The sequence below is a fragment of the Amycolatopsis sp. VC5-11 genome (assembly GCF_037034185.1).
GTDB lineage: Bacteria > Actinomycetota > Actinomycetes > Mycobacteriales > Pseudonocardiaceae > Amycolatopsis > Amycolatopsis nivea.
Window position 1 is genome coordinate 678,078 of sequence record NZ_JBAGKF010000003.1, and the last position, 17,303, is coordinate 695,380.

General features: G+C 71.5%; 14 protein-coding genes. 9 read left to right on the forward strand and 5 right to left on the reverse strand.

Annotation, left to right across the window (positions count from 1 at the left end; translation table 11 throughout):
* The first annotated feature begins 11 nt into the window (after positions 1-11).
* The 7 genes from WA670_RS14740 to WA670_RS14770 all read left to right on the forward strand — a co-directional run bounded on the left by WA670_RS14740 (position 12) and on the right by WA670_RS14770 (position 6,639).
* A complete protein-coding gene (locus tag WA670_RS14740) occupies positions 12-293 on the forward strand; it encodes a DUF1918 domain-containing protein (RefSeq protein ID WP_134661416.1) in 282 nt (93 codons plus the stop codon).
* On the forward strand, positions 280-1,170 hold the full coding sequence (locus tag WA670_RS14745; protein ID WP_336158011.1) for a universal stress protein: 891 nt from the start codon (positions 280-282) through the stop codon (positions 1,168-1,170). Before WA670_RS14740 ends, WA670_RS14745 begins: the two co-directional genes overlap by 14 nt.
* Entirely contained in the window at positions 1,167-1,571 is a 405-nt protein-coding gene (locus WA670_RS14750) for a hypothetical protein (protein ID WP_336158012.1), read from the forward strand. The genes WA670_RS14745 and WA670_RS14750 overlap by 4 nt, the downstream gene beginning before the upstream one ends.
* Positions 1,568-2,680, forward strand: coding sequence for a CHAD domain-containing protein (locus WA670_RS14755; protein WP_336158013.1), 1,113 nt, complete (start codon positions 1,568-1,570; stop codon positions 2,678-2,680). Before WA670_RS14750 ends, WA670_RS14755 begins: the two co-directional genes overlap by 4 nt.
* 91 nt (positions 2,681-2,771) lie before the next feature.
* Entirely contained in the window at positions 2,772-3,386 is a 615-nt protein-coding gene (locus WA670_RS14760; RefSeq protein ID WP_336158014.1) for a CBS domain-containing protein, read from the forward strand.
* A complete protein-coding gene (locus WA670_RS14765; RefSeq protein ID WP_336158015.1) occupies positions 3,383-4,282 on the forward strand; it encodes a universal stress protein in 900 nt (299 codons plus the stop codon). The genes WA670_RS14760 and WA670_RS14765 overlap by 4 nt, the downstream gene beginning before the upstream one ends.
* Positions 4,279-6,639 carry a phosphoketolase family protein gene (locus WA670_RS14770; protein WP_336158017.1) on the forward strand — a complete coding sequence of 787 codons (2,361 nt, stop codon included), beginning with the start codon at positions 4,279-4,281 and terminating at the stop codon, positions 6,637-6,639. The genes WA670_RS14765 and WA670_RS14770 overlap by 4 nt, the downstream gene beginning before the upstream one ends.
* 86 nt (positions 6,640-6,725) lie before the next feature.
* Here WA670_RS14770 and WA670_RS14775 read toward each other — a convergent pair whose 3' ends face one another.
* Genes WA670_RS14775 through WA670_RS14790 form a run of 4 tightly spaced genes read right to left on the reverse strand, consistent with a single transcriptional unit; the run spans position 6,726 to position 13,484 of the window.
* Positions 6,726-7,685 carry a hypothetical protein gene (locus WA670_RS14775; protein ID WP_336158019.1) on the reverse strand — a complete coding sequence of 320 codons (960 nt, stop codon included), beginning with the start codon at positions 7,683-7,685 and terminating at the stop codon, positions 6,726-6,728.
* Positions 7,686-7,695: 10 nt separating this feature from the next.
* Positions 7,696-11,055 carry a thiol reductant ABC exporter subunit CydD gene (cydD, locus tag WA670_RS14780; RefSeq protein ID WP_336158021.1) on the reverse strand — a complete coding sequence of 1,120 codons (3,360 nt, stop codon included), beginning with the start codon at positions 11,053-11,055 and terminating at the stop codon, positions 7,696-7,698.
* On the reverse strand, positions 11,055-12,071 hold the full coding sequence (gene cydB, locus WA670_RS14785) for a cytochrome d ubiquinol oxidase subunit II (RefSeq protein WP_238606321.1): 1,017 nt from the start codon (positions 12,069-12,071) through the stop codon (positions 11,055-11,057). The genes cydD and cydB overlap by 1 nt, the downstream gene beginning before the upstream one ends.
* 15 nt (positions 12,072-12,086) lie before the next feature.
* Positions 12,087-13,484 (reverse strand): cytochrome ubiquinol oxidase subunit I, encoded by a 1,398-nt coding sequence (locus tag WA670_RS14790; RefSeq protein ID WP_238606322.1) that lies wholly within the window; start codon positions 13,482-13,484, stop codon positions 12,087-12,089.
* Between the two features lie 187 nt (positions 13,485-13,671).
* Between WA670_RS14790 and WA670_RS14795 the strand changes: the two genes are divergently transcribed.
* Both WA670_RS14795 and WA670_RS14800 read left to right on the forward strand, forming a co-directional pair.
* The gene (locus WA670_RS14795) at positions 13,672-15,387 is read left to right on the forward strand and encodes a GAF domain-containing protein (protein ID WP_238606323.1); all 1,716 of its coding nucleotides are present in this window, start codon (positions 13,672-13,674) and stop codon (positions 15,385-15,387) included.
* A 92-nt stretch (positions 15,388-15,479) separates the two neighbouring features.
* Positions 15,480-16,121, forward strand: coding sequence for a response regulator transcription factor (locus WA670_RS14800; protein WP_134734399.1), 642 nt, complete (start codon positions 15,480-15,482; stop codon positions 16,119-16,121).
* Positions 16,122-16,142: 21 nt separating this feature from the next.
* On the opposite strand, the gene WA670_RS14805 is transcribed toward WA670_RS14800, so the two are convergent.
* Positions 16,143-17,123 carry an Acg family FMN-binding oxidoreductase gene (locus tag WA670_RS14805; RefSeq protein WP_134734400.1) on the reverse strand — a complete coding sequence of 327 codons (981 nt, stop codon included), beginning with the start codon at positions 17,121-17,123 and terminating at the stop codon, positions 16,143-16,145.
* Positions 17,124-17,303 lie beyond the last annotated feature (180 nt).

Here is a 17,303-nt window from a genome sequence, read left to right on the forward strand (position 1 = left end):
GAGGAGGAGAAATGCACGCACAGCCCGGTGACTGGCTGGTGGTCAAAGGCGTCCGGCTCGATCTGCCGGAGCAGCGCGGCCGGATCGTCGCGACCGGAAAGCCGGACGGCAGCCCGCCGTTCACGGTGCGCTGGCTCGCCGACGACCGGGTCACGACGGTGTTCCCCGGATCGGACGCGGTCGTGCTCACCGAAACCGAGATAGCCGAACAGGACCGGAAGGAACGCAGCCGGTTCGAGCGGCTGCGCGCGCTGCGGCGGGCGAAGAGAGGAGCGCACGATGCGCGGACCTGACGAACGCGTGGTAGTGGCCGGGATCGACGGTTCCGAGTCGGCGCGCCACGCCGCCGTGTGGGCGGCCGGGGAAGCACACCACCGGGGCGCGCCGCTGCGGCTGGTGCAGGCGTACCTGATTCCGTCGCCGGGCATCACCGGTCCGTTCGTGGCCGGAGTGCGCACCGGGTTCCAGGGACAAGCGGAGACCTGGCTCGACGAGGCCGAGGCCGCGATCCGGCGGCAGTGGCCCGCGCTGCGGGTGCGGCGGGTCGTCGCCGAGGGAAACCCGGTCGCCGTGCTGCTGCGGGAAAGCCGCGGCGCGGAGCTCGCGGTGCTGGGTTCGCGCGGGCTCGGCGGATTCACCGGCCTGCTGGTCGGATCGACGGCCGTGGCGCTGGCGGCGCACGCGCTGTGCCCGGTCGTGGTCGTGCGCGGGCGCATGCCGGACGATGTCCCGCCCGCGGCCGGACCGGTCGTGGTCGGACTGGACGGAGCGGCCGACAGCGACGACGCGCTCGGGTTCGCCTGTGCCGAAGCGGCCGCGCGGAAGACGTCGCTCACCGTTGTGCACACCTGGAACGAACTGACCCTGGACGGGTCGCTGCGGGCCATGGAGATCGTGCCGGACGAGATCGAGGCGGGCGAACGCTGCCGGATCGAGGGCCAGCTGGCGCTGTGGCGGGAGAAGTTCCCGGACCTGCGGATCGACGTCGAGATCGTGCGCGGGCGGCCGGTCCGCACCCTGCTGGAGTACGGCGAAGACGCCCAGCTGGTCGTCGTCGGCAGCCGCGGCCGGGGCGGATTCACCGGGATGCTGCTCGGCTCCACCAGCCAGGCCCTGCTCGCCCACTCGACCTGCCCGGTGGCGGTCGTGCGGCCGAGGAGCCTGCCGTGAGCGCGTTGCGCGGCCGGGCCGCGCAACGGGTGCTCGCGACCTACGAGACGGTATTCGCGGCGAGTGCGCTGGTCGGCGGAATCTGCCTGATGGCAGGCGCCCCGGGATTCCGGCTGCCGCTGTCGGCCCTCGTGCCGCTCGGGCTGTCCAGCTGGGCGCTGCCCGGGCTGGCGCTCGTGATCGCGATCGGCGGCACGCTCGCCTGGGCCGCGTTCGCGGCGTGGCGCGGGGATCCGGGGGCGCATTGGTTCGGGTACGCCGCGAGCGTCGTGCTCGCCGGCTGGCTGGCGATTCAGTTCGTCGTGCTGGGCTTCCGCGAGCCGGTGCAGTGGGTGACGCTCTCCCTGGCCGTGGTGCTGGTCCTGCTGAGCAGGCTCGCGCAGCGGGCGGTGCGGTCGTGACCCGCGCGGCGCGGCCGGTGACGTACTACGACACGACCGGCCTGCGGTTGCGGCGGAACGGAATGGCGATCAGCCGCACGGGCAGCGCGTGGCAGCTCGATCTCGGCGACGGCCGGGGATGCCGGGTCGAGGCTCCCGGCGTGGAACAGGTGCCGCACGAGCTGTCGCGGCTGGTCCGCGCGTACAGCCGGGACCTGGAACTGGTCCTGGTGCCAAGGCAGGACGGTACCGGACAGGGCGCGGGCGGGAAGTCTGGCACGGCCCGGCAGGTGGTGCTCGCCTACCTGGAACGTGAGGTCGGAGCACTCGCGCGCGCCGACCTCGCGGTGCGGCTGGAAGAGCCCGAGGGCGTGCACGACCTGCGAGTGGCCGCCCGGCAGATCCGGGCCACACTAAGGACTTTCGCGCCGGTGCTCGGCGGAAGGCTCGCCGGGAGGTTCGGGCCGGCGTTGCGCTGGCTCGGCGCGAGTGCAGGACCGGCCAGAGACGTCGAGGTGCAACGGGCCCGGTTCTTCGCCGCGTTGGACAAGCTGCCGTCCGATGCGGTCGAGGACGAGGTGCGCGTAGCCGCGGAGCAGGTTTTCACCGCGCAGGCGGAGGAAGCCGCCGCCGAGTGCGCGGTCGTCCTCGACTCGCCGCGGTACCTGCAACTGCTGAACGCACTGGACGTGTTCCTGGTCGTGCTGCGCGAGCAAAGCACTGGTGCGCAAGGGAAACGCGCGCGACGACCGGCAGAGAAGGTGCTTCCGGAACTGGTCTGGAGGGTGGTCGCGGAAACCGATGCGCGCGTCGGCACGGGAGACGTGCACGCAGTACGCAAGAGCGTGAAACGGCTCCGGTACGCCGTCGAGGCGGCGGGCGCGGCGCTGCCGGTCGAGCAGGCCCAGGTACTGAAGCGCCTGCGGGCACTGCAGGAACTGCTCGGCGAGTACCAGGACGCTGTGGTCGCGCAGGACAGGCTGAGGCCGCTTGTCGAGGCAGGCGAGGGGACGCGGGCCCACGCCCTGGTGCTGGAAGCCGAGATCCGCTGCGCCCAGCAGTGCGCCGAGGCGCTTCCCGCGGCGTGGCGCGAGGCGTACCGGCAACTGGCGCCGCTGCGGCGCAGATGACGTTGGTCCTTCGCACCGGTGACTCCGGACCGGCGTGCCAGACCGGTTCCGTTGCCTATTTTCGAGGCAGCACAAGGAAAGGACGGACCTGATGCGCGCACGCGATCTGATGTCCGCACCGGTCGAGACGGTGCATCCGTGGACTCCCGCCAAGGAGGCGGCCGAAATCCTGTCCGAGCACGGGTTCACCGCGCTGCCGGTGGTGGACGACGACGACCGGTTGACCGGCATCGTCACCGAGGCGGACCTGATCCGCGGCCGGATCCCGTCCGACGCACGGTCGGAGCACCTGCACCCGTACCACCCGGGCGCGATCGACACGACGGTCGGCGCGGTGATGACGTCTCCGGCGACGGCGATGTCGTCCGGCACCGACGTCGCCGACCTGTGCCAGGCGCTGGTGGACGCGCGGATCCGGGCGATGCCGATCGTCGACGGCGGCAGGGTGATCGGCATCGTGACGCGCGGCGACGTCGTGCGCGTGCTCGCCCGGGAAGACCGCGCGATCGCCGCGGACGTGCGGCACCGGCTGGAGATTTACGGCGGCACGGGCCGCTGGGAGGTCGAGGTGCACGACGGGATCGTGCGGATCGCCGACCGCTACGACGACGAAACCGATCGCCACGTCGCGACGTTGCTGGCACTGGCGGTGCCCGGCGTGGTCGGAGCGGACATCGTGTCCGCGGAACAGGAAGTGGGACGATGACTGACCGGACTCGCACGGTGCTCGTAGGGATCGACGGCTCGGAGGGGGCGGCGGAAGCCGTCCGCTGGGCCGCTCGGCTCGCCTCGGGCCGCGATCTCGAACTGGAGCTGGTGCACTGCCTGCAGCTGGCGGGGCTCGTCTACGGCGGCGGTCTCGCCGGCAGCCAGGTGCTCTTCGAGGGCATCCAGCAGGACGGCGACCGCATCGCGGCCGAGGCGCGCGAGCTGGCACTGTCCGTGGACCCCTCGCTCGAGGTCCGCACCGAGGTGTTCACCGATTCCGCGCCGGCGCTGCTGATCGACCGCTCCAAGAAGGCCCGGATGCTCGTGCTCGGCCGCACCGGGACCGGCGGCTTCACCGGCATGCTCGTCGGAGCCACGACCTCGGCGGTGGCAGGCCACGCCGCCTGTCCGGTGGCGGTGATCCGCGGGCGCCACGGCGACGGCCCGGTGCCGCAGGACGGCCCGGTGGCGGTCGGCGTCGACGGCAGCCCGAACAGCGAGGCGGCGATCGCGGTCGCGTTCGAGGAGGCCAGTTTCCGGCAGGTCCCGCTGGTCGCGGTGCACGCCTGGGCCGACGTGGTCTACGACTCGACCGACAGCGCGGCGCGGCTCCTCCCGCAGTGGGAAACCCTGCAGCCCAGCGAGGAACGGCTGCTGGCGCAGCGGCTCGCGGGCTGGCAGGAGAAGTACCCGGACGTCGAGGTACAGCGGAAGCTCGTCCGCGACCGGCCGCGGCACGTGCTGCTCGACGAATCCGACCGGGCGCAGCTGCTGGTCGTCGGCAGCCGCGGGCGCGGCGGGTTCGCCGGGATGCTGCTGGGCTCGACCAGCCAGGCCCTGGTGCACCACTCCTCGTGCCCGGTGCTCGTGGTGCGGCCGGAGCGGAACCGGTGACCGCGGTCGACGCTCCCGCGGCAACGCTCAGCAGGCAGGAACTCGCGCAGGTCGACGCCCAGTGGCGCGCCGCGAACTACCTCGCCGCGGGACAGATCTACCTGATGGGCAACCCGCTGCTGCGGGAACCGCTGGAGCCCGGGCAGGTCAAGCCGCGGCTCCTCGGGCACTGGGGCACCTCGCCCGGCCTGAACTTCGTCTACGCCCACCTCAACCGCGCGATCCTGGCCCACGACCTCGACGCGATGTTCGTGACCGGCCCGGGACACGGCGGCCCGGCGCTGCTGGCGAGCACCTGGCTGGAGGGCAGCTATTCGGAGCTGTGGCCGGAGGTCTCGCGCGACGTCGAGGGGATGGACCGGTTGTTCCGCCAGTTCTCGTTCCCCGGCGGGGTGCCGAGCCACGTGTCCCCGCACGTGCCCGGGTCGATCCACGAGGGCGGCGAACTGGGGTACTCGCTCGCGCACGCGTTCGGCGCCGCGTTCGACAACCCTGGCCTGCTCGTCGCGTGCGTCGTCGGCGACGGAGAGGCGGAGACCGGACCGCTGGCGACCAGCTGGCAGGCGAGCCGGTTCCTCGACCCGCGCCGCGACGGCGCGGTGCTGCCGATCCTGCACCTGAACGGCTACAAGATCGCGAATCCGACGGTGCTGTCCCGGATCCCGCCGTCCGAATTGGACTCGCTGCTGCGCGGCGCGGGCTGGGCCCCGGTGTACGTCGAGGGCGACGAGCCGGTGGCGATGCACCAGGCGATGGCCGCCGCGCTCGACGCGGTGGTCGCCGACCTGGCCCTGCTCCGCCGCGGCGGCGCGGGACCGTGGCCGATGATCGTGCTCCGGTCGCCGAAAGGCTGGACCGGACCGGCCACCGTGGACGGTCAGCAGGTCGAAGGGACCTGGCGGGCGCACCAGGTGCCGCTGACGCAGGTCCGGGAGAATCCGACGCACCTGCGGCAGCTGGAAAACTGGCTGCGGTCCTACCGGCCGGAAGAGCTGTTCGACGCCGCCGGCCGCCCGGCCGCCGCGGTCACCGCCCTGATCCCGGCCGGTGCGCGACGGATGGGCGCGAACCCGCATGCGAACGGCGGCGTGCTGCTGCGCCCGCTTTCGCTGCCGTCGGTCGCCGAACACGCCGTGCCGGTGTCGGCCGCGGGGGAGAGCACCTCGGAGCCGACCCGGGTGCTGGGCCGCTTCCTGCGGGAAGTGTTCCGCCGCAACGCCGAACGCGCGAACTTCCGGCTGTTCGGCCCGGACGAAACCGCGTCGAACCGGCTCGACGCGGTGTACGACGTGACCGCGAAAACCTGGGAACTGCCGCCCGGCCCGCCGTCCGACCACCTCGCGCCGGACGGCCGCGTCATGGAGGTGCTCTCGGAACACCTCTGCCAGGGCTGGCTCGAGGGTTACCTGCTCAGCGGCAGGCACGGGCTGTTCTCCTGCTACGAGGCCTTCGCGCACATCGTGGACTCGATGGTGAACCAGCACATCAAATGGCTGCGCATGCACCGCGAGATCCCGTGGCGGCGGCCGGTGGCGTCGTTGAACTACCTGCTGACCTCGCACGTCTGGCGACAGGACCACAACGGTTTCTCCCACCAGGACCCCGGTTTCGTGGACCACGTGGCGAACAAGGCCCCGGAGGTCGTGCGGGTGTACTTCCCGCCGGACACCAACACGCTCCTGGAAGTGGCCGCGCACTGCCTGCGCAGCCGGGACTACGTGAACGTGGTGGTCGCGGGCAAGAACGAGACGCCCGACTGGCTCGGCCCGGAGGAAGCCGCGCTGCATTGCGCACGGGGCCTCGGCATCTGGGAATGGGCGAGTACCCATGTGGACCGGGAACCGGACGTCGTCCTCGCGTGCGCGGGCGACGCCCCGACCCTGGAAATCCTCGCGGCGGCCGCGATCCTGCGCGAGGAACTGCCTTCGCTGGCGGTCCGCGTGGTGAACGTGGTGGACCTGATGCGGCTGCAACCGGAAGCCGAACACCCGCACGGCCTGAGCGACTGGGAGTTCGACGCGCTGTTCACCCCGGACCGCCCGGTGATCTTCGCCTACCACGGTTACCCGTGGCTGATCCACCGGCTGGCCTACCGCCGGACGAACCACGCCGGCCTCCACGTCCGCGGCTACACCGAACACGGCACGACGACCACGCCGTTCGACATGCTGGTGCGCAACCGGATGGACCGGTTCCAGCTCGTGATCGACGTCCTGGACCGCGTCCCGGGACTGCTCGCGACGACCGGCCCGCTGCGGCAGCGGATGACGCGCACGCAGGAACGGCACCGGCGGTGGATCGTCGAGCACGGGGAGGATCTGCCCGAGGTGCGGGAATGGCGGTGGCCTGGGCAGTAATCGTCCGGCTGCGCGGCGGGTGTGCGGGTTTCCGTGCACCCGCCGCGTGGCATGGGCGTACGCCAGCTGCTTTGGTGCGGTTGCCGTCATTGCGGCTGGTCGGAGGTGGGTCTCCTGACGGTCGGAGGCGGCCATGGCAAGGCGGCGCCGGGCCTGCGGTAGAGCTCTGCGACAAGCGGCTTGCCCCATGCCTGAAGCACGACGCAATCCAGATGCACCGGGTGCGGGCGACCGCCCAGTCCGTGTTGCCATAGCGCGTCGAACAGCCAGAAATCGAGCGGGCACGCGAAGCCGTCGCTGTCGGGAGCTCCGGCGGAGATCAGCAGGATGCGGTTCTCCGGAACGTCCTTCTTGGCGATGATCTCTTTGACCAGCGTTTGCGCCTCGATCAGCCGGAACTCGGCCTGTGCGGCGCCGACGACCGTGACCGGATCGCCGGTTGAGACAGCGGAACGTTCCGCACGCACCTTGAGTCCGGCGAATTCCCCGTAATCCCCGCCGGACAGATCAAGTGTCGTAGGCAGTCCTTCGGCGGCGAGCCGGTTCGAGTCGAGATTGCCGCCCATGAACCCACGGTCCTCGCGAAGCGCCGTGACGACCTGTTCGGCGACGTCGGTGCGGCGGGTGCCAGGAGGCAGCGCCCGGTCGAGGTCGAAGGCAGCGATCACGATTGTGCGGCCGGCGAGGTGCGCGAAGCCGGACGGCTCGTCATGCAACCGCTCATGGACCAGCCGGGCCAGTTTCCGTACTCCGCCGAGCCGGGTCCGGAGCTGCTGCACCGTCAGAACCGTGAGTTCGAGCGGGTACTCAGTTCCGTCGACGGCAAGGATCCGGTCTGGCGGGTCGGTGCCCGGACGGACGCCGATCGGGCCGGGCACGATCTGGTTGAACGCCAGCGCGGTGAGCCATGCCCACAGCTGGAGGTCTTCGAGCGTGTCTTTTTCGTATCCTGCGCCCGGCAGGACCCGGTGGTCTGCCTGGGAAGTCGGGATGTGATAGATCGGGTCGTCCGGATTCCCGTCGTGCCCGACAAACGAGACGTCCATTCCCTCGATCCTAAGCGCGAGATCCCTCCCGTGCCTCCGACCCGGCTCGCGCCGGAATCCGGTACTCCGCCACCCCGCGAAACTCTCCAGGCCGGTGCGTCGCGATCAGCACGGACCGGGCCCGCGTCGCGGCGAGGACATCGGCCGCGAGAGCCGCCGCGGTCGGCGCGTCGAGATGTGCGGTCGGTTCGTCGAGAAGCAGGATCGGACGCGCGGACAGCAATGCCCGCGCGATGCCGATGCGCTGGCGTTCTCCGCCGGAGACCGGTGTTCCGTGCAGGCCGAGCGCGGTGTCGAGGCAGTCCGGCAGGCTGGCGAGCCAGGCACCGAGTTGGGCCAGCTCCAGGGCGGCCCGGATCTCGTCGTCGGACGCGCCGGGCCGGGCCAGACGCAGATTTTCGCGCAGCGTGTTGTCAAAAAGGTGAGTTTCGGTGCCGCACCAGGCGATCTGCGCGCGGACGGCGTCGCTGGGGAAGCTGCGCGTGTCGGCTCCGTCGAGGAGGATTTCGCCGGACGACGGGTCGAGATAGCGCATCAGCGCGGCGATGACGGTGCTCTTTCCGGCCCCCGAAGGCCCGGTGAGCAGGAGCCGGGAGCGGTGGCCGACGGTGAAGTCGACGTCCTGCACCGCGTCGCGCGGGGAAGCGGGCCAGCGGACCGACAGGTTCGCCGTGGCGAGGTTGTCGGCGGTGCGGAGGTCCTGCGGGCTGGCCGGTTCGCTGTACGGGGCCGGCGTCTGATCGAGTGCGGCGAGCCGTTGCGCGGCGGTGTGGCTGCCGAGAAGGCGTAGCGCGGACTCGGGAAGCCCGGCGACGAGTTCGGCGGTCGCGAGCGGAGTCAGGGCGAGCACAGCCAGGGCGGGACCGGAGAGCGTTCCGGCTCGCACAGCCAGAATTCCGAGCACGAGACACGCGACGGCGGTGAAACCCACTCCCAGCACGGCGATTCCGCTGCCGAGACCGCGGCGGGAGGCGGACCGGCGCGCCGCGGCGGTCGCGCGGGCGTCGAGTTCGCGCAGGTCGGCGTGCCGGGCGTGGGCGGCGTCGAAGGCGAGAAGGTCGGCTGAGGCGTGCAGCAATTCCACCGTGCGGGCGCTGAGTTCGCTGCGCAGCCGCGCGGTGTCTCGTTCGGCCCGGCGGGTGGCGACGGCGGTGACCGCCGGCGCCACGATCGCGGCGATTGCGAGACCCGCCGCGGCGGCGATGCCGGCGGCCGGGAGGAGGAAGCCGAGGGTGGTGGCGGTCGCGGCGAGCACGGCGAACGTGGCGGTGCCGGGCACGAGGCCGCGCACCACGAGGTCCTGCTGGCTGTCCACATCGGACACCAGACGGTGCAGCAGTTCGCCGCGGCGGAGGCGGGCAGTGACGGCGGGGCCGATCCGCACGAGCCGGGTCCACACGCGCACGCGGAGTTCGGTCAGCACGCGGAGGGCGACGTCGTGGGTGAGCAGTCGTTCGACGTAGCGGAGAACTCCCTTGGCCAGCCCGAAGGTCCGGACGGCGACGATCGCGACCATCAGGCTCAGCACCGGCGGGTGCAGGGCGGCGGTCGCGATGAGCCACGACGAGGTCGAGGTGAGCGCGACGCCGCAGCCGAGCGCCGCGGTCGCGATGACACAGGCCAGCGCCAAGCGCAGTCGGTGCCGGCGCAGCGCGGCCAAGAGCGGCCGCCAGGTGCCCGGCGGACTGTCCGGTTCGGACTCGGCGAGCACTGGAACCGGGGGCGGAGCGGCGGTGGGCGCAGCGGTAGCGGGAGAGGCGGCCGGCCGAGCGGCGGGCACGGTCACGACCCGGTCGCAGAGGGCGAGCGCGGCGGAATGGTGGGTGACGACGATCGCCGTCCGCCCGTTCAGCACCGCCGGGAGCCGGTCGAGGATCGCGGCCTCGGTTTCGGCGTCGACGCCTTCGGTGGGCTCGTCGAGCAGCAACAGCGGACGGTCGAGCAGGATCGCTCGGGCCAGCGCGACGCGCCGGACCTGCCCGGTGGAGAGGCCGGAACCCAGTTCGCCGACCGCCGTGTCGAGCGGGACGTCGAGCGCGGCGGCGGTGGCGGCCGCGCGGACCTCGGCTTCGCTCGCGTGCGGGGAACCGAGCCGGATGTTCTGCGAGACCGACCCGGCGACCAGATGCGGCCGTTGCGGGACCCAGGAAATGCCGCGGCGCCAGGTCGCCTTGCCGACGTCGGCGAGATCGGTTTCCCCCGCGACGACCCGGCCGCGGTCCGGCTCGCGCCAGCCCAGCACCAGGTCCAGGAGCGTCGATTTCCCCGCCCCGCTGGGGCCGACGATTCCAACGACCTCTCCGGGCGCGACGGTCAGCGAGAACCCGTCGAGGACCGGCCCGGACCGGCCGGTCACGGTGACGTCTTCGAGGCACAGCACGCCGTGCGCGCGTGCGGGTGCGGCGTGCTGCTCCTCGGGGGCCTCGTCGGTGAGCGCGACGATGTCCTCCGCGGCGGCGAGCCCTTCGGCGCTGTCGTGGAAGCGGGTGCCGACCGCGCGGAGCGGGAGATACGCCTCCGGGGCGAGGATCAGTACGACGAGCGCGGTGTGCAGGTCCAGGTCCCCAGCGAGCAGCCGCAACCCGATGGACACGGCGACGACCGCGACCGAAAGCGTGGCGAGGAGTTCCAGCGCGAGCGCCGAGAGGAACGCCACCCGCAGCGTCCGCATGGTCTGCGTCCGGTAGCGCTCGCAGATGTCCCGCAGCGTCGCGCGTTGTGCGCGGGCGCGGCCGAACGCGGTCAGGACTCCCAGCCCGGCGACGAGGTCGAGGAAATGGTCGCCCAGCACGGAAAGCGTGCGCCATTGCCGGCGGACGTCGCGTTGGGTGAACAGTCCGATGAGGATCATGAACGCCGGGATCAGCGGCACGGTGAGCGCGACGATGAGCGCCGCGGTCCAGTCGGCGAACAGAATCCGGGCGCCGACGACCGCGGGCACGATCGCGGCGACGAGCAGCTGCGGGAGGTAGCGGGCGAAGTATCCGTCCAGCCGGTCGACGCCGTGCGTGGCCAGCGCGGCGATTTCGGCGGGGGAGCGCGTAGTCGAGCGTGGTCCGGCCCTTAGCGCCGCACCGACGACAGCGTCGCGCAGTTGCGACAACGCCTTCGCCGATGCCCGGTGCGCAGCCGTCTCGGACAGCCAGGCGACCCCGGCACGCACGAGGACCACTCCGGCCAGCAACGCCACCGGAACAGCGAGTGCGGAAAGTGTCGCTCCGTCGAGGAAAGCTCGCGAAACACTGTCGGCCAGCAATTCCGCCTGGGCCAGCACGAGCAGCGCGGTCAGTCCGCCGAGCGCGGCGTAGCCGGCGATGAACGGCCGCACCGCGCTCGCCAGTCGCAGCAGGCGAGGGTCGAGCGGCCGCATCAGTGCGCGCTCGGGAGTCCGGCGCCGGCCGGGATGGAGTGCCGCCCGACCCGCTTGCGGAACACCCAGTACGTCCAGGCTTGGTAGGCCAGCACGATCGGGGTGAACGCGAGCGCGACCCAGGACATGATCTGCAGCGTGTAGGGCGTCGAAGAGGCGTTCGCGGTCGTGAGGCTGAACGCCGGGTCGGTCGTGGAGGGCAGCACCGCCGGGTAGAGCGACCAGAACAGCGTGGCGGTGACCCCGACGATGGCCAGCGCGGTGCACAGGAACGAGAATCCGTCCCGGCCGCGGATGCCCAGCAGGATCCCGGCGGCGAGCGATACGGCCGCCGCGGTGGCGAAGACCCAGGTCCACAGGTCGTGGTCGAGCGCGGTCCAGGCGAGGAACCCGCCGCCGCAGAGCAGCGCGGCGGCGCCGAGCGGGGCGACGAGCGACTGTGCCCGGTCGCGCACCGGCCCGGTGGTCTTGAGCGCGAGGAAAACGGTGCCGTGCAAGGTGAACACGGTGAGCGTCGCGAGCCCGCCGAGGAGCGCGTACGGATTGAGCAGAGTGAAGAAGGTCCCGGTGAAGTGGTGCTGGGCGTCGAGCGGGACTCCGTGCACGATGTTGCCGAACGCGACGCCCCACAGCAGGGCGGGCACTGCGGAGCCGATCGTGATGACCCAGTCCCAGGTGTTGCGCCAGCGGGCACTGTCGATCTTGCCGCGGAATTCGAAGGCGACGCCGCGGCAGATGAGGGCCACCAGGACCACCAGCAGGGCCAGGTAGAAGCCGGAGAACAGACTCGCGTACCAGAGCGGGAAGGCGGCGAAGGTCGCGCCGCCCGCGACCAGCAGCCAGACTTCGTTGCCGTCCCAGACCGGGCCGATGGTGTTGATCAGCACCCGGCGGTCGGTGTCGTCGCGGCCGAGCACGCGCAGCAGGATTCCGACGCCGAAGTCGAATCCTTCGAGGACGAAGTAGCCGGTCCACAGGACCGCGATGAGCAGGAACCAGACGTCGGTCAGCGCCATCTAGATGCTCCGGGTTCAGTAGGCGAAGGCCGCGGGGCGCGGCTCGTCGGATTCGGGGGCGTCCGCGGCTTCGGGCGGCGGCGGCCCGGCTTTGGCGTAGCGGACCATCAGCACGCCGTCGACTACCGCGAGCACTCCGTAAAGGACGGTGAAGACGATCAGCGAGGTGAGCACGTTCCCGGCCGAGACGGTGGGCGAGACCGAATCGGCGGTGGTGAGCACGCCGAACACCGACCACGGCTGACGGCCCATTTCGGTGAAGATCCACCCGACGCTGTTGGCCAGGAAGGGAAACGACAGCGCGACGGTCGCGGCGGGAAGGAACCAGCGGGCGCGGGGGCTCCGGCCGCGGCGGAACAGCCACAGCCCGGCGGCCGACAGCAGCAGGCACAGGAACCCGAAGCCGATCATCAGCCGGAAGGTCCAGTAGGTCACCGGGACGTCGGGCCGGTAGTCGCCGGGGCCGTACTTCTGCTGTTCGGCGGCCTGGAGATTGTTGATGCCCTCGACCTGGCCGTCGAACCGCCCGGTCGCCATGAACGACAGCACGCCCGGGACGCGGATGCTGAACTTCTCCTGCGAACCGTCGAGCGAGCCGATGGTGAACAGCGAGAACGACGCGGGGGAGACGGTGTCGTAGAGCGCTTCGGCGGCGGCCATTTTCATCGGCTGCTGCTGAGTCATCAGCCGGGCCTGCAGGTCGCCGGTGACGATCACGCCGAGGCTCGCGACGAGCACGGTGACGAGGGCGAGTTTCATCGACGGCCGGAAGACGTCGGCGTCTCGCTTCTTTCGCAGCTGCCACGCGCTGATGCCGACCACGAACATGCCTCCGGTGAGGAAGCAGGCGGTAATCGTGTGCGCGAAGGCGCCGAGCGCGGTCGAGTTGGTCAGCACCGCGCCGAAGTCCTTCAGCTCAGCGCGCCCGGTCGCCGGGTTCACCTCGGAGCCGACCGGATGCTGCATCCACGAGTTCGCGGCGAGGATGAAGTAGGCCGACAGCACGGTCCCGATCGAGGCGAGCCAGATCGTGGCCAGGTGCAGCTTTTTCGGCAGCCGGTCCCAGCCGAAGATCCACAGGCCGAGGAACGTCGATTCCAGGAAGAACGCCAGCAGCCCCTCGATCGCCAGCGGGGCGCCGAAAATGTCTCCCACGAAGCTGCTGTAGTCCGACCAGTTCATGCCGAACTGGAACTCCTGGACGATGCCGGTCGCCACTCCCATGGCGAAGTTGATCAGGAACAGCTTGCCCCAGAACTTGGTCATCCGGCGCCAGCGATCGTCGCCGGTGCGGACCCACGCGGTCTGCATGCCAGCGACGAGGAAGGACAGGCCGATGGTGAGCGGGACGAAGAGGAAGTGGTAGACGGTCGTGATCCCGAACTGCCACCGCGCCAGGTCCAGGGCGTTCATGCGGATCTCCTGCTCGCTGCGGGAAAGGTCGTCGTGAGCATCCGGTGCGCGGGGCCGGCGGGGAGAGGGTCCTTGGTCATCTTCCGGGCGGTCGCAGGGCACTTCGGCTGCGCTTGACGGTGTTTCCGCGAGGCGGGAAACTCCCTGTGGTGCAAGGGCGCGCACATCCGACCGGCAGGGAGCAGCGGTGAGCGAGCGGGACGCACCGGAGCGGGCCGGGCTGACCTTCCCCGACCAGCCGAGGATGGAGCTGGACCAGCTGCTGGCCCAGCTGGTCGAGCGAGCCCAGGAGGTCATGGGCGCCCAAGGCAGGCTCCGGGGCCTGCTGCGCGCGACACAGACCATCACGACCGGGCTCGCGCTGCCCTCGCTGCTGCGGCGCATCGTGGAGGCGGCCAGGGAACTCGTCGGGGCGCGGTACGCGGCGCTGGGCGTGATCGGCCCGGACGGACGGCTGACCGAATTCGTGCACACCGGGATGGACCCGGACGCGGTCGAGCGGATCGGCGGGCTGCCCGAGGGCAAGGGCCTGCTCGGCGCGGTGATCGAGGACCCGCGGCCGATCCGGTTGACCCGGCTGCAGGACGATCCCCGCTCGTCCGGGTTCCCCGCCGGGCATCCGCCGATGACCAGCTTCCTGGGCGTGCCGATCCAGGCGCGGGGCGCGGTCTTCGGCAATTTGTATTTCGCCGACGGGGAACGCGGTCCGTTCAGCGCCGAGGACGAGCAGTTGGCCCTCGCGCTCGCCGCGGCGGCTGGCAGCGCGATCGAGAACGCGCGGCTGTACGAGACCGCGCGGAACCAGCAGGAATGGCTGCGCGCGTCCGCGGCCCTGACCCGAGAGCTGCTGGCGGCGGAGACAGCGGATCCGCTGGAGCGCGTGGTCGACTACCTGCGGGAACTCGCGTCCGCCGACCTCGTCGCCGTGTTCTGCCCAGCCGGAGAGGGAGGACGCGCGCAGATCGGGTACGCGGCCGGTTCCGGCGCGGGCGAACTGGCCGGACGGGAACTGACCGCGGAGTCCGCTGTGGTCGGTGCGGTGCTCGCGAGCGGTGAGCCGAAGCTGGGCACGTGGCCGGACGAGGCAGCGCAGGGGCTGACGCCCTCCACCGCGGACCTGAACCTCGACGCGGTGCTGCTGGTCCCGTTCGCCGGTGGCGACCAGCCGCCCGCGGTGCTCGCTGCGGCACGGTTGACCAGCCGCGCGGCGTTCGGCGAGGACGAGCTGGAGATGGCGGCGTGGTTCGCCGACCAGGCGGCGGTGGCGGTCGAACTGGCGCAGGCCCGCGCGGAACGCGAGGCCGCCGCGCTGCACGACGAGCGCGACCGGATCGCGGCCGGGCTGCAGCGCGAAATCCTGCAGCGGCTGTACTCCACCGGATTGTCGTTGCAGACCACAGCCGGCCTCGCGCGGTCGCCGGTCGTGGCCACCCGGCTGCGAGAGACGATCTTCGAGCTCGACGACATCATCGCGCAGGCGCACAGCACGGTCTTCCAGCCGGGCGACGGCCCGCCGCGCTCGCCGGAGCCGGTTCGCGACCAGGTCCTGCGGGTGCTGGCCGAAGCCGGGGACGCGCTGGGGTTCCCGGTGTCCACCCAGCTGACCGGGAAGCTCGACGAGGTCCGGTCCGACGCGGTCGTGCCGTTCCTCGACGAAGCGCTGCGGCTGGTCGCCCGGCACGCGTCGGCCCAGTCGGTGGAGGTCGGGATCCAGGCGGAACCGGCACGGACGACGGTGACCGTCCGGTACGAGGGCGGCGACGATCTCGCCGGTCCGGCCGCGGCGGAGCTGGCCGCGCTCGCGGAGCAGGCGAACCGCCGGGGCGGGACGCTCACCGCGGCCGGCGGCTCCCGGCTGGTGTGGTCGGTTCCGGGACCGGAAGGGTCTTCGGCCGGGGATTGAGGACTTTCGGCACCGCCGCTGAAGGACTCCCGGTCGTAGGCTCGTTTCCGGCCGCGCGGCACACCGCCGCGCCCGAGGCAGGAGAAGAACGGATGTTGCGGGTTTTCCTGGTGGACGATCACGAGGTGGTCCGGCGCGGGGTCGCCGACCTGCTGGACGAGGACGACAGGATCACTGTGGTCGGCCAGGCGGGCAACGTTTCGCAGGCTCTGGCCCGGATCCCGGCGCTGCGGCCGGAGGTCGCGGTGCTCGACGTGCGGCTGCCCGACGGCAACGGCATCGAACTGGCCCGCGAGCTGCGGTCCCGCCTGCCCGAGCTGAAATGCCTAATGCTCACGTCCTATACCGACGAACAGGCGATGCTGGACGCCGTCATGGCCGGCGCGAGCGGCTTCGTGATCAAGGACATCAAGGGCCTCGACCTCGTGTCGGCGGTGCTGGACGTCGGGGCGGGGAAGTCGTTGCTGGACGCGCACGCCGCGGCCGCGTTGATGGCGAAGCTGCGCGACAGCGCGGAGAAAAAGCGGGGCCCGCTGGCGCAGCTGTCCGAACAGGAGCGCACGCTGCTGGAGCTGATCGGCGAAGGCTTGACGAACCGCCAGATTTCCGAACGGATGTTCCTGGCCGAGAAGACGGTGAAGAACTATGTCTCGCGGCTGCTGACGAAGCTCGGCATGGAGCGGCGCACGCAGGCCGCGGTGCTGGCCACGGAGCTGCGGAGCGAGCGCAGGTGAACCGTGGCCCGGCGACGCGGGTCAGGCGCTGAGCGGGGGCGGGTCGAACAGGACGTCTTCCAGCGCCCGGCGCGGCGTCCAGGCGACTGGGGTGCCGTAGCCGAGGCGCAGGACGATCTGCGGCCAGAGCCCGCCGCCGAGCAGGTCGCGGAGGCGGGCGCGGATCGCGGGCACTTCGACCGGCTGGGAGATGAACGAGGCGTCGATCCCGTCGGCAGTGGCAGTCAGCAGCACCCGCTGCATGGCCTGTCCGGCACGGAGCCGGTCGATCGGCTCGTCGGCGAAGGTGCCGATCACGACGACGGTCGGCGTCGCCCCCGGAGCGCGGGTGCCGTCGCCGAAATCGCGCAAGACCCAGGCGTCGTCCGCGGCGGTTTCGCCGCCGGCGGCGAAGGGGACGCCGTCCCGGTTCTCCCGGCCGCGTCCGGTCCAGCGCTGCCATTCGGCGAGGAACGCCGGGTCGTTCAGCTGGATGCGGTGGCTTTCGCGGACCAATTCCTTGAGCCCGGCGAGCTGGCCGTCGTCGAGCTGCGGCATCCACGCGTGCTCGATCTCAGCCGCGTGCCGCAGGGCGCCCAGCGTCCCGCCCGGAACGGGTTTGGCGGTGAACGGAGTGCGGTTGGTGTGCCTGCGAGGGATGGCTTTGGCAAGAGCGGCCAGCCTCGGGTCGACGGTGGCGGCCGCACGCGGGCGCACGACGGCCAGCAGGTCGGGATCGCTGCGCCGGGGCAGCAGCGTCGTGGCCGGGTGGAAGCCGGCTGCGTGGATCGCGGTGCGCAGGTTGAACAGCGCGGCTCCGCAGGAGAGCAGCAGTTCCCGCCGGTCGGGGTCGGCGACGGGCAGGGTGCGGTCGGGGTCGGCGTGCATCTCGATGCCCGCCGGGCCGCTGCTGAACAGCCAGGGCTGGGTGTTGTGCGTGGACGGCGCCAAAGTCGCGGAACGCAGCACCGAGGTCACTTGATCGGCGCTGAGCTGGCCTGCGGGGGCCACATTGAGGGTCATCGTTCTCCCACACCGCGAAACGCGGCACACTGTGTCGTACCTGGTTGTTCCCCTCCAGCATGCGTTCGCTGGGCGGGGAGCGCACAGGGGAGAAAGTCATCTCTCTGAGGGCGCACCGAGCAGCGAAAGCGAGTCTGATGCCGGAAGCAGGAGAGGGCGGCCTGAGGCTGTCCCGAACCT

Excerpts from the sequence above, each read along its gene's own strand:
- WA670_RS14790 (WP_238606322.1), bottom strand. The coding sequence starts at position 13,484 with ATGAACGCCCTGGACCTGGCGCGGTGGCAGTTCGGGATCACGACCGTC.
- cydD (WP_336158021.1), bottom strand. The coding sequence starts at position 11,055 with ATGCGGCCGCTCGACCCTCGCCTGCTGCGACTGGCGAGCGCGGTGCGG.
- cydB (WP_238606321.1), bottom strand. The coding sequence starts at position 12,071 with ATGGCGCTGACCGACGTCTGGTTCCTGCTCATCGCGGTCCTGTGGACC.
- WA670_RS14745 (WP_336158011.1), top strand. The coding sequence starts at position 280 with ATGCGCGGACCTGACGAACGCGTGGTAGTGGCCGGGATCGACGGTTCC.
- WA670_RS14760 (WP_336158014.1), top strand. The coding sequence starts at position 2,772 with ATGCGCGCACGCGATCTGATGTCCGCACCGGTCGAGACGGTGCATCCG.
- WA670_RS14800 (WP_134734399.1), top strand. The coding sequence starts at position 15,480 with ATGTTGCGGGTTTTCCTGGTGGACGATCACGAGGTGGTCCGGCGCGGG.
- WA670_RS14765 (WP_336158015.1), top strand. The coding sequence starts at position 3,383 with ATGACTGACCGGACTCGCACGGTGCTCGTAGGGATCGACGGCTCGGAG.
- WA670_RS14805 (WP_134734400.1), bottom strand. The coding sequence starts at position 17,123 with ATGACCCTCAATGTGGCCCCCGCAGGCCAGCTCAGCGCCGATCAAGTG.
- WA670_RS14775 (WP_336158019.1), bottom strand. The coding sequence starts at position 7,685 with ATGGACGTCTCGTTTGTCGGGCACGACGGGAATCCGGACGACCCGATC.
- WA670_RS14740 (WP_134661416.1), top strand. The coding sequence starts at position 12 with ATGCACGCACAGCCCGGTGACTGGCTGGTGGTCAAAGGCGTCCGGCTC.